Annotated in this window: 5 protein-coding genes; all 5 read right to left on the reverse strand. The window is 72.6% G+C overall.

Annotated features, from left to right (window positions below; genetic code table 11):
- Window positions 1–8,175, reverse strand: coding sequence for a hypothetical protein (locus tag FA740_RS13850; protein WP_136857364.1), 8,175 nt, complete (start codon window positions 8,173–8,175; stop codon window positions 1–3).
- Window positions 8,176–8,311: 136 nt separating this feature from the next.
- Window positions 8,312–9,121 (reverse strand): sugar phosphate isomerase/epimerase family protein, encoded by an 810-nt coding sequence (locus tag FA740_RS13855; protein ID WP_169306309.1) that lies wholly within the window; start codon window positions 9,119–9,121, stop codon window positions 8,312–8,314.
- Window positions 9,118–10,353 carry a DUF6005 family protein gene (locus FA740_RS19745; protein WP_169306310.1) on the reverse strand — a complete coding sequence of 412 codons (1,236 nt, stop codon included), beginning with the start codon at window positions 10,351–10,353 and terminating at the stop codon, window positions 9,118–9,120. Before FA740_RS19745 ends, FA740_RS13855 begins: the two co-directional genes overlap by 4 nt.
- Window positions 10,350–13,064, reverse strand: coding sequence for an IucA/IucC family protein (locus FA740_RS13860; protein ID WP_136857366.1), 2,715 nt, complete (start codon window positions 13,062–13,064; stop codon window positions 10,350–10,352). Before FA740_RS13860 ends, FA740_RS19745 begins: the two co-directional genes overlap by 4 nt.
- Window positions 13,054–14,703 carry an IucA/IucC family protein gene (locus tag FA740_RS13865; protein ID WP_136857367.1) on the reverse strand — a complete coding sequence of 550 codons (1,650 nt, stop codon included), beginning with the start codon at window positions 14,701–14,703 and terminating at the stop codon, window positions 13,054–13,056. Before FA740_RS13865 ends, FA740_RS13860 begins: the two co-directional genes overlap by 11 nt.
- Window positions 14,704–14,985: the final 282 nt, after the last annotated feature.

Raw genomic sequence — 14,985 nt, forward strand, 5'->3', positions numbered from 1 at the left:
TCAGAACCCCTCGGTTTCCAGCAGGACGGGACGGACGCCGATGGTCCGCCGCGCGGTCAGACGCAGCCCCAGCCCGCCCCGCATCACCAGCACCAAGTCCGAGCCGGGCAGCGGCGTCACGGGGGCGGGCGCGGTGAACAGCACCCGCGTCCAGTTGCGCGTTGCGCGAACCGGGGTCAGCACGGTGGTGCCGGCGGCGCCGCGGATGGTGATCTCCTCGGGGGAGCAGCGCAGCCCCTCGATGATCTTGTTGCCCAGCCTCAGAGCCCCCTCGCGGCGCAGCGGCTCGGGGCTGTCCAGCAGCAGGCCCGCCACGCCCCATTGCCCGCCGGGCAGCGCCCGCCACAGCGCGATGACGCGCGACCGCGCCTGCGGCAGGGGCAGCGTATCGGCACCGATGCCGCGCAGCGCCTCGGACGGGGACAGGTCGGAGACGACCAGATCGCCGGTGGGCAGCAGGGCCGTCTGCTCCAGGATCATCTCGTCGGGGGGATAGGGGGCAGAGCCCGTGCGCGCAAAGCCTAGCTCGTCGATCAGTGCCGTCAGGTTGGCATGGCGCGAGGTGACGAACCGCGTGGCCTGCACTACCACCGGATCGCTGCCGTCCAGCCGCGGCGCCATCAGGCGCAGGTCGTACATCGCCTGCGGGTCCAGCCGCAGGCGGGCGCCCAGGGACAGGCCGCCCGCGACATCACCGTCGGGCAGGCAGGCCGCCGCGCGCACCGCCGCATTGACGCGCCGTTCCAGCGGCAGCAGCACGTCGTCGGGCGCCCAGGCCCGCAGCATCTCCAGCAGGGCGGCGCGGATGGGTCCGGCGGGGCCTGCGGCGGCGGGTCGGGGCGGCGGGTCGGTGCGCTGCACGTCGATGACCAGCTTGCGGCCATAGCGGGCGACAATCTCCTCGACATGGCCGGTGGTGAAATGCACCCAGATCGGGTCATCGGTAAAGACCGTGTCGCGCCCGTCTACCGGCTCGGTCCGGCCGATATAGCGGGCCAGATCGCGGGGATCGAACAGGTATTCGTTCAGCCCGTCCTGGGGTTCGGGACCCGTCAGATCGCGCGGGGCGATGCGGAACCGATAGGTCTGGCGCAGGGGCGGCTGCCCCGAGGCCGGGGTCCAGCGATCGGGCGGCACCGCGGGCGGGCTGTCGGTGCCCCGCTCGTTCGATATCCAGGCCTGCCAGCGCCAGTCGATCTCCAGGCGGTATTCCTCGCCCGGTTCCAGCAGCACCTGACGGGCGGCGGCGACCGGCCCGGCATTGACCGTGTCGGTGACGGCCTGGGCCAGGGCTGTGCGGGCGGCGGCGTCCTGTTCGGCGGCCATCGTGGCGGCCAGGTCCGTTCCGCACAGCGACAGCAGCGTGACCCGCCGCCCCCCCGGCGCGGTGATCGCCAGATCGTCGATGTCGCGCAGCGCACGGGGCTGCGCAAACGCCATGACCGTGCAGGCCCGGCCCGCGGCATCCGTCACCCGGCCCTGGGGCGTCGCGGTCCAGCCGGTCCAGCCGCCCGGACCGCTGCTGCGCACGGTCACCGGCGGATCGTCGCGGCGCGGCACGCTGCCCTGAGCGATGGTGCAGACACGCAGCAGCAGCAGCTTGTCGCCGCCCTCGATGCGGACCGAGGCCATGCCCTCGGCCTGCAGGGACAGGGTGACGGCCCGATCCGGGTCGCCCGGCGCGCTGACCTGCTCCAGCACGGCGCCGCGCATGCCCAGGGCGGTGGCGCGAATTTCCTGACCGCCCAGGGCAACCAGATGCAGCTCTAGCCCCGCCAGGGGCCGGTCCAGGCCGATCACCAATCCTGCGGACGGGACCAGCAGTTCCGGCAGGCCGTCGGGGTCCATGCGCAGCGGGTCGGTGGCGGTGACGATATCCATCACCTCCAGCATCTGCGCGGGATCGGCGGGGACATAGGTTAGGCCGCGATGCTCCAGCCGCTTGTGGCTGCCGGGTTTCAGGTCGCGCAGGTCGTGACAGACCGGGCCGGCCTCGCGGGTTTCGCAGATGCGGAACAGCACGGCCTCGTGCCGCCCGCCGGTCAGGATCACCCGGGCGATGCCCTGGGACGCCGCCAGATGCAGCTCGACCGGGTCGCGGGCCGGGTCTGTGGCCTCGGCGATCAGGGTGCCGTCACCGGCATAGCCGCGCGCCGTGACTGGCCCGGCGCCGCTGAACACGGCCAGCGACACCGCCTGCCAGGGCGTGTCGGGGACCAGCTCGATCCCGGCATCGGGAAAGGTCAGCTCAGGCGTGCCATCCGCGCCGCGCCGGGCGGGGCTGGCGCCGCTGTCGACCCAATCGGCCAGGCCCATCCGCGTGCGGGGGTCGATCACCGACAGGCGGATGCCCGCATGGCGCAGCGTGGGCTGGTCCAGCGCGCCCTTGTCCAGGCCCCCGAAATCGACGCAGGCATCCGCCGCATGGGTGCTGAGCACGCAGACGCGATACAGGAACAGCGCCTGCGACTTGGTCTCGATCCGGATGCGGTCGATATCGGCGGCGGCGTCGATGCGCAGGACCAGCGACCCCAAGGTCGCGCCGATGCTGGGCAACCTGCCGGTGCCGCCCTGCGTGTCGGTCCAGGTGACGTTGATGCCCTGCGTATCCCCGCGCAGCAGATGCAGCTCGACGATGCGGGCGGGACCCGAGGGGCGCAGGACCAGGCCCGGCGGGGCGATCAGGATATCGGGGCGGCCGTCCGTCCCGGCCAGGGCAGAGCCCTGCGACACGGCCACCTTGTCGGTCACCATGAAGGGTTGGTCGGGGTCGGCGGCCTCCAGGCGAAAGCCCGGGACGGATGCCTGCGCCAGCTTGCGATCCGGCGTCAGCCCGTCGAAATCAAAGCAGCGGCGCGGTTCGGGCCGGGCCGGGCGGCTGGTCCCGTCGCAGATCAGCAGCAGCAGGCGGGCGTCGCGGATGCGCCGATCCAGACGGCCGGTCCAGGGCAGGGCGGTGCGGACCGCGCCCTGACCCGCCGCGGCCTGCGCCTCGGGCAGGCGATAGGCGCGCGTCAGCGGACCCGTGGGGCCTGTGACGGGGCCGGGCAGCTCCACCACCGCGCCCGGCAGGATCAGCCCGCCCGTCCCCGCGATCATCCCGGCCAGCGCCTCGGCCGACAGGGTCATCGACCCCAGCTGCATCTCGGGGGCGCCGGTCAGCGCGAAGCGGCTGGGATAGGGGCCGGGGGCGGGGCCGTCGCGGCGCAGGCGGATGGCATGGGGGCCAATGGTGCACGCCATCTCTCCCAGCAGGCAGGCGCGGGCCGGGCGGGGGACGGGGCGGCACAGGTCTTCGACGGTCTGCGCCGGGTCGCCCGGCTGACTGGCGCCGCCATCGGTGGTGGGCAGCGCCCAGGCCCAAGGCTGCCAGTCCAAGAGCTTGAGGCTGGTCACCTCGGCCCCGGAGGGCGCCTGCGGTCCCGCGCTGCCGGGCTGGCGGGCCGGGGACGTGGTCCAGACCGACTCCAGCGGGCGCGGCCCCGTCACCGGCGCCCCGTCGCGGGCGCGCAGCAGGCGGACATTGTCCAGGCGATAGGTGTATTGCAGCCGGTTCGACCCGAACCACACCGCGCCCGAGGGCTGCTCCAGCGGGTCGAACTGCCCGCCTGCGGGGATCGCGTCGCGGATATAGTGGCGGAAATTGACGACCGGCGCAGTGTCCGGCCAGACGGTGTGGTTGTCGCGCGGATCGGCACCGCGGTTGATCACCAGCTTAGGGTCGCGGGGGTCCGGCTCCAGCCGGAACAGGGGTTCGGCGCGCAGGGGCATGCCGTCGGGCGCGGCCTCGCCCATGATGCGCCCGCCGCGATCGATCAGCGCGACCGAGGCCACCGGCGGCGGCGGGGCCTGGGGCGCGGCGATGGCCGGGTTGCCGATGCGGAACCGCACGCAGCCCGAGATCGAGAAGAAGAACAGGTCCACCCTGCCGCAGAACTCTCCGTCCATCCACAGCGCGCCGTCCTGATAGGTCAGCACGATCTCGCCCCGCGCGGCGATGGACACGACGACCAGGTCCAGCGCGCCGCGCACGAAGATGCCCGCCTTGATCAGCACCGGATCGGTGCCGAACCCCGCCAGCAGCAGGACCGAGGCCGACAGCCGGATCGGCCCCGCCTTCCACTCCAGCCCCGCGCCCGCGCCAAAGCCGACCGAGAACCCCTCGAAGGTGAAATCGGGATGCCCGCCCAGCTTGGTGATGCCGTCCTGCTGGATCATCAGATAGGCAAAGGCCCGCAGGTTCAGCGTGTCGGGCAGCAGCGTCAGCGTCACCGGCTCTCCGGCGCGGCCCTGCTGGCCGTCGCTGCCAAGCCGGACATAGTTGCCGCCGCCCTGATAGGGGAAACGCGCCGACATCGGCGCCACGACCGACAGGATCTTGGGGATGTCATAGCGGGCCGAGACGGCCACGCTGACCGCCTGGTCGTCGATGACGATCAGGCCGATGATCTGGCCGCTGCCGCCGCCCTTTTCCTTGGCGGTGCGGTCGGGAATGGACAGCAGGCTGACCTCGACGGCAAAGATCACCTCGGGGTCGGGAAAGGCCACGACGATCATGCCCTGCGCCGACATGCTGAAGGACGCATCGGGCAGGGTGCCAACCACCGCGCCCAGGCCCAGGGCGTGGCGGTCCTTGCGGGGGCGGTATTTCGACTCGGGCGCGGTCGTCCACCAGCCGATCTCTCGGGCGACGACGTCATCGGTGGCTGTGACCGCGCGTTCGCCGTTGATCGCCGTCATGCCGACAAAGCCGTGGATCGCCGCCCCCGACGGCCCCAAGGGGATGCCCACCGGGAACTGCACCTTGGCGTAGAGGCTGACGAAGGTATAGGGGTCGGCCCCGTCGATCTGGGCCATCGCAAAGGCCGCCTGCGCCTTGAGCTGCAGCGGGATCAGCTCCAGCTCCAGCCCCGCGCGGATCACCCCGCCCGGATCCTCGATGCGCAGGCGCCCCTCTCCGGTCAGGGTGGCGGGGATGTTCACCCGCGCCGTCAGCCCGCGCAGCGAGAAATCGACATCCGGGATGGGCGTCGCGTTGCGGGTGAAGGTGACGCGGATCACCGCCTCGGAGATCTCGACCACGCCGATGGTCAGCGCAAAGGCAAAGCGCGTCTCGACCCACAGCGAGCCCAGCCCCAGGGCGGTCTCGACCGCACGCAGCAGATCCTGCAGCGGGCCGTCGATCTTCCACTTGCCGGGGTCCTCGACCTGCATCGCGTCGGTCGGATATTCCAGACCGACCTGGTTCCAGAACCCCGACGCGCGGCTGTCATAGCGCACGCCGACGCCCTTGTAGCGGAACCGCACCGGGTGTTCGGGGTCTGTCGACAGGCCCAGGCTGCCAGTGTTCACGTGCAGCTTGGTGCTGTAATCGCCGGTCAGGCTGACCTTCCAGCCCTGTCCCGGATCGGCCAGGCTGTCGAATTCGGCGCGCGCCTCGATCGACTTGATCACCGCCTCCGAGCCGGGGCCGACCAGCGGACCACCCCCCAGATCGGCCTGCGCAAAGGCCGTGCCCGCCGCCAGGGCGGCCAGCCGGCCCGCCCCCTCGACCGTGCCGGTATCGGCATCGACCTCGGACAGCAGCATCGGGCCAAGCGCCATGGCCGCGACCAGATTGGGCTGGGTGATGCGGATCAGCCCCGCCGGATCGCCGTCCGAGCGGATGCCCAGCTGAGATTGCGTGAAATCGGTCGCGTCGTCATGGGTCCAGGCGCCATAGACGGTCAGCACCTCGCGGCCCATGTCGACGGGCTGCCCGCCCAGGGGGGGCAGGGGTGTGACCGTGGGCGACCAGGCATATTCGAATTCGGCCTTGGACGGGATCAGGTCGCGCAAGCCCTCTCCGGTCGGCTTGTCCCACGCGACCAGCAGGCGCATCCGGGTGTCGTCCTTTGGGCTCAGCGGCGGGACGGGCGCGGGCTGGGCCGCGGGGCCGGGCATCAGCATGCGGCGCCAATGCGGCTGGCGCGCAGAGGCCAGAGGCTCGGGTGTGGCCCCGGCGGCGGGGGTGCCGCCCACGGCATAGATGTCCACGCGGCGGAACTGGCGGCGGGTCTCCTCGCTCTCATGCGCGGTGTCGCGGCGGTCGGGCCAGCCGGTGCGGTCCACCAGCGGGCGCGTGCCGACATGCGCCCGGATCAGGCGGTCCGCGGCAGCCTCCTGCGCGGTCAGCATGTCGGTCGCGGCCCCGGAGGGCGGTCCGTCCTGTTCGCCCCAGAACGCGACACCGCCTGCCGCGACAGGGGTGCCCGCGCCCCCGGCATCGGTCAGCAGGCGGTGCGCGATCTCCACGCGGTCGTGCGCCAGGTGGCGGTTCAACGCATCGTCGCCCAGATCGTCGCAGCGGCCGATCATCACGAAGCTGGCGCCCGGATACTGCGCGGCCCAAGCCCGCAGCTGCGCCTGGATGCCCGCATCCCCGGTCAGATCGTCGCGGGCCGGACGCGCAAGGCCCCATCCGGTCACCTCGGCCTTGGCGAACTGGAACAGCAGCTGGACATGGCGGTCGGGCCGGGCCGGGGTGGGCGGCGACGGCGGGGCAGTCCCCGTGTCGAAGGTGACCCGCGCCAGGATATTGTCGGGCAGCGCCACGCCCCCCGGTTGCGCCGCGTCGATCCGCGCCCCGCCCGTCACGCTGCGATAGAGGCCCTGGGCGTGGAAATCGGTCAGGTCATAGCTGGCCTCGACCAGGCCCGGCTGCATCGGCACGGTGGGGTCGGTGGCGGCAAAGACCCCGCCCGTGGCCCCGATCCACAGCGGCGCATCGGTGATCTGCACCCGCAGCCGGGCCACGCGCCTGCGGCCCTGGGCGTCGGTCTCTCGCAGCAGGACAAAGCGTTCCGTCGGGGCGTCGGGGCCGGTCAGCAGCGCGGGGTCCAGCACCAGGTCGGGCCGGGCCTGCGGCGTGCCGCCCGGCAGCAGCACCCAGTCAAAGCTGCCCGGAACGGCGGCGGTCGATTCCGCCAGCAGCCGCAATCCGGCCATGTCGGCCGCGGGGCCGGACAGATGCGCGACATTGCGGACGATCTGAGCACCGGCGGGGACCACGACCACATGGATCCGGGGAACCGACCCCGAGGCGACCATACGAAACGTCACCTCGGGGTGGGACAGCCGCAGCCCAGAGGCCAGCTGTTCCTGCAGCGTGACGCGCAGCACTTGGCCGTGGCCGATCTGACCGGCGGTATTGACGCCCTCGGTCACCTGCCCGTCGGGCCAGTGCCAGCGCGCGGTCCAGGACCCCGCCTCGGGCGGGGCGGAGAGGGTCAGGGCGGCGGCCAGGGTCACGCGGTCGTCCTGGTTGGCGCTGATCGCCACGGTCCAGGACGCGTCGCTGCCGGTGGCGGCCTGCGGGGTCTGGCCGTCCTGGGTGAACACGAATGTCGCGGGGTCCAACGCGGTTCGGCCCCACTGGACCTCGACCTCGCCCTGAACACCGCGCGGGGCGCCCAGCAGCAGGTTGCGCACCCCGCCCGAAAATCCGCCCCGCCCGATGGCGTTGGGGGGCGCATAGAACGTGGCCTCGGCGATGGCAAAGCCCATCCATTCCGCGCCCTGGCCCGCGCCGGTCACCAAGGGGGGCGACACGCTGTCGGACGCGTCGAACGCCAGCTGCGACAGCGTCATCGCGAATTGAGAGCGGCCCAGAAAGAAATGCGGCGGCGTGCAGGTCAGCGACACGACCCCGCCGGTGGGCGCCAGCGGGTCGGCGGCCTCGTCCGGGTCCACGAACAGCACGACCACCGCGTCATCCTGTGACGCGCGCGCCAGGCGCAGGGTGGCCCGCCCCTGGATCACCACATCCGTATCGCGCGTCCGCCGCACTAGGCGGCGCGGCACGGTGCCCTGTTCGGGCACGAAATCGGCCGCCACCAGATCGTCCAGCGTCAGGCTGAGGCCGTCCAGCACCAAATCCAGATGGAACCGCCCCTGCGGCGCGTCGAAAACGGCCAGCCGGAATGGAATGCCCGCCGTCACCCCCGGCAGGTCCAGCGTGCCGATGCCAAGGCGCAGCGGTTCGTCCGACGCCGCGCGCAGCGTGCCGCGATGCAGGGTGCCGCCCGCAAAGGGCGTCGACGTGACGCCATCGGTGGTGAACCGTCCGACGATCTCTCGGAGGGCCTGGGGCAGGATCTGGGGCAGAAGCGTGTCGAGCGTGTCCGAAAAAGGCATTGGCAGGCCCTCAGATAAAAATTCGACAGAATTTATCCGATATTCCCGACCGGGTGCGGCAGGCTGCCCGCCTCACCCGTTAACCATACCGTCGCCCGAATCGCCCTGTCCGATCAAGCCTTTCGTGATCGGCGCGTCACCCCAGGGCGGGCAGGGCCTGGCGCTGGCAGGCGCGGATGCCGACCAGATCGGCGGCCATCCGCGCCGCCGGATCGGGACCGAACCATTCCAGCGACCCCTCCAGCCCGTCGGGCAGGCCGGTCAGGAACCGGCGGTAATCCGGCGCGCCCTGCAGCAGCGGGCACATGCCCCGGCGCGTCCCCGCGGGGTCGTGGACATTCGCGGGCGCAAAGACCGACAGGGCCGCGCGGTCGGTCACGCTTTTCAGATGCAGGTGCAGGACATGGGGGCGCAGCCGGTGCAGGGCCGCCAGCGGGTCGGCGCCTGCCTCCCAGATGTGCAGGACGTCGAAGTTCAGCCCGATGGCCGGGTGATCCAGCGCGTCCAGCAGCGTCTGTGCGGTGGCGGGGCTGTCGGCCAGGGTGCCGGGATGCGTCTCTATCGCCAGGCGCAGGCCATGGGCCGCCGCCAGATCGGCCACCCGGCGCAGGTCGGCGGCGATGGCGCGGCGCTGGTCCGCATCGGCCTGGGCCGCGCCGATCGCACCTGCGAACAGCCGCAGGCACGGCGCGCGCCACTGCCCGGTCAGATCGACCAGTGCGCGGGCCTGCGCCAGGTCGAAGTCCGGCGTTCCGACCGGCAGATAGCCCGCCAGCATCGGCACGCGTGGCCGCCGGTCCAGCGCGGCCCAGGCCGCGCGCAGCGCCTGCGCATGGGGGGCCCAGATCTCCAGCCCGTCAAATCCGTGGCGCGCGACATAGCCCGCCAGCCCCGCCGCCGTCACCTGCTGATGGCGAAAGGCCACTGACGCCGCATGCACCCTCATGCGCGCGCGCCCAGCCAGCGCGCGAACCATTGCGCGACGGTCGCCTTGATGCCGCGTTCCAGCGCGGTCAGATCGTCCAGATCGTGGAGGCTTTGGGCCAGATCCTCGGGGCGGCCCGTGCGGGAAAAGGCCACGGCGCGGCGATGGACGGCGTTCAGCCCGGCATGCAGCGCCGCGATGCGATCGCAGCATTCCTCGAACGCGTCATGGTCGCGGCCCTCGATGTCGCCAAAGATCGCCAGCGCATGCTCATAGGCGTATTTGCGGATCGCGATGACCGGCAGCTCGCGCAGCGCGGGCTCCAGATCGGCGCGGGGCAGGGCGGTGGCGTGGGCCTGGACCACGCGGCGGATCGCGTCGATCAGCGGCACCGCCTGCGCGTCGAAGGTCGCGTGATGCATCGCGGCGATGGCCGCATCGCTGGCGGGGTGGGCTGCGTCCGCGTCGATGGCGAAGCCGCCCGCCACGCTGTCCCGCAGAAAGGCGCGGCGCAGGTCGGCGGCGGGCAGCGGCCCCTCCCACCGGAAATCGGGGTCGCGCATCAGCCAGGTGTCGGGATCGGCGGTGGGTTCGATCAGCGCGTAATGCGGAAAGGGGTCCTGCGCGAATTTGTTGTCGCGTTGCGGCAGCAGGAACAGGTCGATCATCGGCATCACATGCCGCCCCGGCCGCCAATCGGCCAGCAGCGCATGCAGCCGCGCCAGGTTCGCGGATTTCGGCGCCCCGTCGTCATACCAGCGCGTGACCCGCAGCCCGAACAGGCGCTGCGCCCAATCGGCATAGAAGCCGTGGTCGATGTCGGGCGCGTGATAGGACAGGCGCATCCGGTCGTCGACCACCACCTGCCCGTCCCACAGGCCCAGATACATCGGGCGATGGTCGATGCCGCCACGATCCTTCAGCGCCTGGCACAGGCAGCTGACGACGCAATGGACCTTGATGTCGACGGGCTCCTCGGGCGCGGCGGGGGTGGTGCCGGACAGGCCCTCGGCCAAGGCGCGGACGGTCAGGCCGGGGGCGCGGTCAAAGGTGTCCTCGGCCATGGGCAGGCCGTCCTCGTCCAGGTGCAGCATCAGCGTCATCAGGGCCACGGAATCCAAGCCCAGGTCATGGCCCAACCGCGCATCGGGGCCAAAGCGGTCCATGCGCGGGCAGGCCATCGGCCCGGACAGGATCTGCGCCAGGCGGGCCATGACGGCATCGGGGGTGGGCACGGGGCGGGGGTCGGTCATGAGGTGGGCTCCAGCAGGGTCTGCGCCAGGGCGCGGCGGGCGATCTTGCCATTCGCGCCGCGCGGCAGGGCGGTCATCGGGAACAGGCGGGCGGGACGCTGGCGGGGTGACAGGCGGGCGGCCAGATGCGCCTCCAGTGCGGCGGGGGCGATGTCGCCCGCATAGGCCAGCGCCGGGCGCTGATGGGCTGCGGGGTCGGGCATGGCAAAGGCCACGGCATCGGTGATGCCGGGCAGGGCCAGGGCCGCGGCCTCGATCTGGGCGGGATAGACGTTGAGGCCCGCGACATCGATCACCTCGGCCGCGCGGCCCGCAAAGATCACGTGCCCGCGCGCGTCGATCACGCCCAGATCGCCGGTCTGGATGGAATCACCGCAGCCCTCGACCACGACCGGGCCGGGCGCGTCCTGGCCAGCGCTCAGCCGGACATGGGGCAGGGGCGCGCCCATGTCGTCCGGGCCGGAGGGATCGGTCGCGATGGCCAGGCACCCGGCCTCGGAACAGCCATATTGCTGGAACAGGTGGCGCGCGGACCCGCGCAGCGCGTCGAACCAGGGCTGTGGCAGCACCGTCCCCGAGGACATCACCGCATGCAGCCCCCCGCGCCCCGCCAGCCGCGCCAGAACATGCAGCAGCGGCGGCGCGGCATAGAGGATCGGGTCCCTGACCGCCGCCAGATCGCGCAGGATCGCGCGCGGGTTCGCGCTGTCCAGCACCACTGGCGCGTGCCCGCGCGCCAGCCCGACCAGCACCCCCGCGATTAGGCCATAGGAATGGGTGATGGGTGCGGCGATCACCGGGGTCATCGCGGCGGCCTGGGGGAAGGCTGCGATATAGGCGTCGATCTCGGTCTGGATGGCGGCCCAGCTGCGGGCGACGATGCGCGGCGCGCCGGTGGTGCCGGAACTGGTCTGGATCAGCACGCCGCCCGGCGTGTGGGGGGCGTCCTGACCCAGGGGGGTGACGCCGCCGTCATGGACCAGCCGGTCGCAGCCCGCCCGCCGGGCCAGATCGCGCGCCTGATCGGGCGGGGTTTCCGGGTGGATCGGGTGGCAGGACGCGCCCTGCGCCCGCAGCCGCAGGATCAGCGCCAGGCAGGCGGCCCGGTCGGTCAGGTGCAGAGCGACGCGCATCCGGTCGGGATCGCCCGGCAGGTCGGGCAGCGTGAGGCGCATGGGGTCGATGGGCCTGTCGTTCAGGAAGAAGCGGTCGGACATGGGCGGGGCTTTCAGCGGGTTCGGGACGGGATGGGGGGCGGACAGGCCCAGCAGGGCTCCGCCCAGGCGTTCGGCGGGATAGGTCGGCGCATGGGTGCCCAGAGACGGGGCGGCGGGCAGGGCCGCGCGCACCGCCGCCCAGAATTGCGGCTCGGGCAGCAGGGCGTGGCGGTGCAGCAGGTCGGCCAGATCGGCCAGCACATGGGTCACCAGGCAATCCATCACCAGATCGCGCAGATCGCAGGCCCCGCCCATGCGGTGATAGGTGCCCGGCGGGGCGGTGGCGATATCGGGCAGCCAGGGCGTCAGGTCTGGCGCCAGGTCGGGCCGCGCCAGGCGGTCCGGCACATATTCCAGGCTTTCGCTGAAATCGCGGGCGATCAGGGCGCGGGGCCAGCCGTCGTCATGGGTCATCAGCAGGTTCTGGCCATGCGCCTCCAGCGCGATGCCGTGATGCGCCATCAGGTGCCAGACCGGGGCCAGCACCGCCAGGAAGCGCGCCAGCCAAGCCCGCGTTCCGTGCCGCGCCAGCCAATCCGCGATCAGCGGGCGACCGTCGGGTTCGCAGAGCGACAGCGCCGACAGCGGCACCGCATCGTCGGGCGGGGCGCTGCGGCGGATCGCGGCCAGCCGCCCGCCCAGCAGGTCGGGGGCCACGATCGCCGCGCCATGTTCGGGCAGGACCCTCAGCCCCGCCAGCGCCGGGTCCGACGCGACCACCGCCTGTAGCCAGCCCGAGATCGCGGGCGCCACCGGCACAGACCAGGGCACCAGATCGCGGACCGAGGAGGTCACCCCCACCCCAAGCGACAGCTTGAGGTGATCGCCCCCCGCCACCGGCGCCAGCGTCCGCAGGGACGCGGTGGCCCGCATCAGCGGCCCGCCACCCAGCAGGCGCAGCCGCCCGGCGCGCCGCCAGCCCGCGATCACCGGATCGTCGCAGAGCCTCGCCCATTGCCAGGGATGGACCGGGATCGCGCCCGGTGCCGACAGGCCCGCCGCCACATCGCTGCCCGCACGCCGGATCAGCGCGGGGTCCAGGCCCAGCCACAGCGGCGCGAAGGCATTGGCACCTTCGGGACCATAGGCGGCGTTGTCGGCATCGCTGAAGCCGATGCGGGCCTTGAAGCCGGGATGATAGGGGTGGCCCTCAATCAGCGCGGCCTCCAGCGCGGGGCCGGTCAGGCGCAGGCGGTCCGCGCGCAGCGGCCCCGCGGCGCGCAGGAAATGCGCGCTGCGCCGCATGGCGCGCAGCAGCGTCGCGGGGTCATGGCCCGCCTGCGCCAGCCCCCGGCTCAGGGCGGGAAGGGTCAGCGGGCGTCCGCGCGCGTCCTGCGGATCGGCCAGCAGGCGCACCCGACCGCCCGGCTGGCGGCGCCAGGGCACGTGGATCAGCAAGGCGCCCACGGTCCAGCCGCCCGGCGAGGGCTGCAGGATGCCCTCGAAGGCCAGCGCTTCCAGCGTCTGGCGCAGGGCGCGGCGCTCAGGCGACATGGGACAGGCGCTGGCGGGCCGCCAGGGCGGGCAGGGGGTTGGCCACGCGGATCATCGGCGCGCGCTCTCCGGGGATCAGCAATTCGTCCACGCCGCCCAGCTGGGTCAGCAGATTGCCCTTGGCCGCCAGCGTCGGGCGCGTCAGCCAGGCCTGCGCCAGCGCGCCGCCGTGGCCGGGCAGGGCGGTCAGCCCCTGCAGATGCGCGGCCAGCAGGGTCAGGCCCTGCGCCTCGGGCAGCGATCCGTCCAGGTCCATGCGGTGGATCACGCCGAACACCTGGTTCACGATCAGCGCATAGGTCAGCGCATCCTCGGCCTCGGTGCGCGGATAGACCAGCTGGGGGATGGCGCGCAGATCGGGGGTGGCGCGGTCCTCGGCCACGTAGAAGCCCTGGTTGTCGCGGATGTCGCAGCGCGTGGGCAGGCCCTGCGACAGGTCCAGCAGCGCGTTCTGCTGATGCGCCTCGACCGCGATGCCGGTCGTATCATAGAGCCGGACCACCGGCCCCACTGCGCAATCCAGATAGGCGCGCAGCCACGCCACCGGGTCCAGCCCCGCCATGACCTGCGCCAGAAGCGACAGCCGCCCCGGCAGCGGCTCAGTCACCAGCCCGCCCACCTGCATCACCTGTCCGCCGCGCGGCTGGCGCCAGGGGTTGTCGCGCAGGATCACCTCCAGACCCGATGGCCCTCCGTCCGGCAGGCGCAGGGTCATCCAATGCGGATCGGACACCAGCCGCAGCGGCCCGAACCGCCCGGCCATTGCGGCGATGCGCGGGGCCATCGCGGCCCCGGCCAGCATCTCGTGGCGCTTGTTCACGCGCTGCGAGTTGGTGATGGTCACGGGCAGCGACATCTTCAGCTGCCAGGGGCTGTCCGCGCGCCACAGCGTCCGCACGGATGAGGTCGCCCACCAATGGGGCCCCACCGGCCCCCGGTCGCGGATCACCCCCCGTGCCAGCAGGGCCGCGATGCGCGGGTCGTGCCGCGCCCGGTCCCAGGCCAGCGGATGGACCGGCAGCAGGTGGCGCCCCTGCGCGGGGGCATCAGTCATGCCGGGCAGGGACAGCGCCAGGTCGGGGTCGGTCGCCTCGATCAGATCAGCGGGCAGGTCCAGCAGGTGCAGCCGCAGCGCGCCGCGCCAGTCGGGGGTCATCGCGCGCTCCTCGGGCAGGGTCATGCCGGACAGCGCCTTGGGGCAGGGGTGCATCCAGTGGCCAAAGACCATCGCTTGTTCGGCGGTCAGGAAATCGGCCGGGCCGTCCGGTCGCGCCAGGCGGTCCCGGACCAGCGTCCGGATCCGCTGATGGCTGGCGCGCACCCGCCGGGCCAGCGCCTGCCCCGTCGGCCCGTGCTGGCGGTCCAGCCGCTCCAGGATCAGGGCCAGCGCCTGCGCCTGGGACAGGACGCGCGCGCCCGCCGGGCCGTGATGGATCAGCGCGTCCCACCGCGCAGGTCCGGTGGCCATGGCCGGACCCGCGACCTCGATCCAGCCGCCTGCGACCGGCACAATCCGCCCGCCGCCGCGCAATTCGCGCAGGTCGCAGATCAGCAGCGCCCGAAGGCTGGCGGCGTCCGCGATGGCTGCGGGATCAAGAGGGGCCGTCGGATGGTGGGGACCGGGGAAGGGCATCGGCATCTCGGACCTGGGGGCTGCGGGGGCGGCCGTGTGGTGGGTTCGAGCTTGCGGATGCTGGCCTGCGGGTCATGCTATATCCAATAAAAACTGTCAACATATACAATCGCAGGATGAAGGCGGCGCGCGGCATCCCGCCGCCCGCGTCCCCATGTCGTCATTTCGGTGGGTATTGGGGCCGAGGGGGTCTGTGGGGCAGGTCATCGCCGGGGTTCGAGGGGGTCTGCCCTGCGGGGCAGGGGCCGCGCGCGTTGTCCGCGCCCCGCGTGGGGTGCCGCAGCCCTC

Source organism: Paracoccus hibiscisoli (assembly GCF_005048265.1).
GTDB classification, from domain to species: domain Bacteria; phylum Pseudomonadota; class Alphaproteobacteria; order Rhodobacterales; family Rhodobacteraceae; genus Paracoccus; species Paracoccus hibiscisoli.

Excerpts from the sequence above, each read along its gene's own strand:
- FA740_RS13850 (WP_136857364.1), bottom strand. The coding sequence starts at position 8,175 with ATGCCTTTTTCGGACACGCTCGACACGCTTCTGCCCCAGATCCTGCCC.
- FA740_RS13855 (WP_169306309.1), bottom strand. The coding sequence starts at position 9,121 with ATGAGGGTGCATGCGGCGTCAGTGGCCTTTCGCCATCAGCAGGTGACG.
- FA740_RS19745 (WP_169306310.1), bottom strand. The coding sequence starts at position 10,353 with ATGACCGACCCCCGCCCCGTGCCCACCCCCGATGCCGTCATGGCCCGC.
- FA740_RS13860 (WP_136857366.1), bottom strand. The coding sequence starts at position 13,064 with ATGTCGCCTGAGCGCCGCGCCCTGCGCCAGACGCTGGAAGCGCTGGCC.
- FA740_RS13865 (WP_136857367.1), bottom strand. The coding sequence starts at position 14,703 with ATGCCGATGCCCTTCCCCGGTCCCCACCATCCGACGGCCCCTCTTGAT.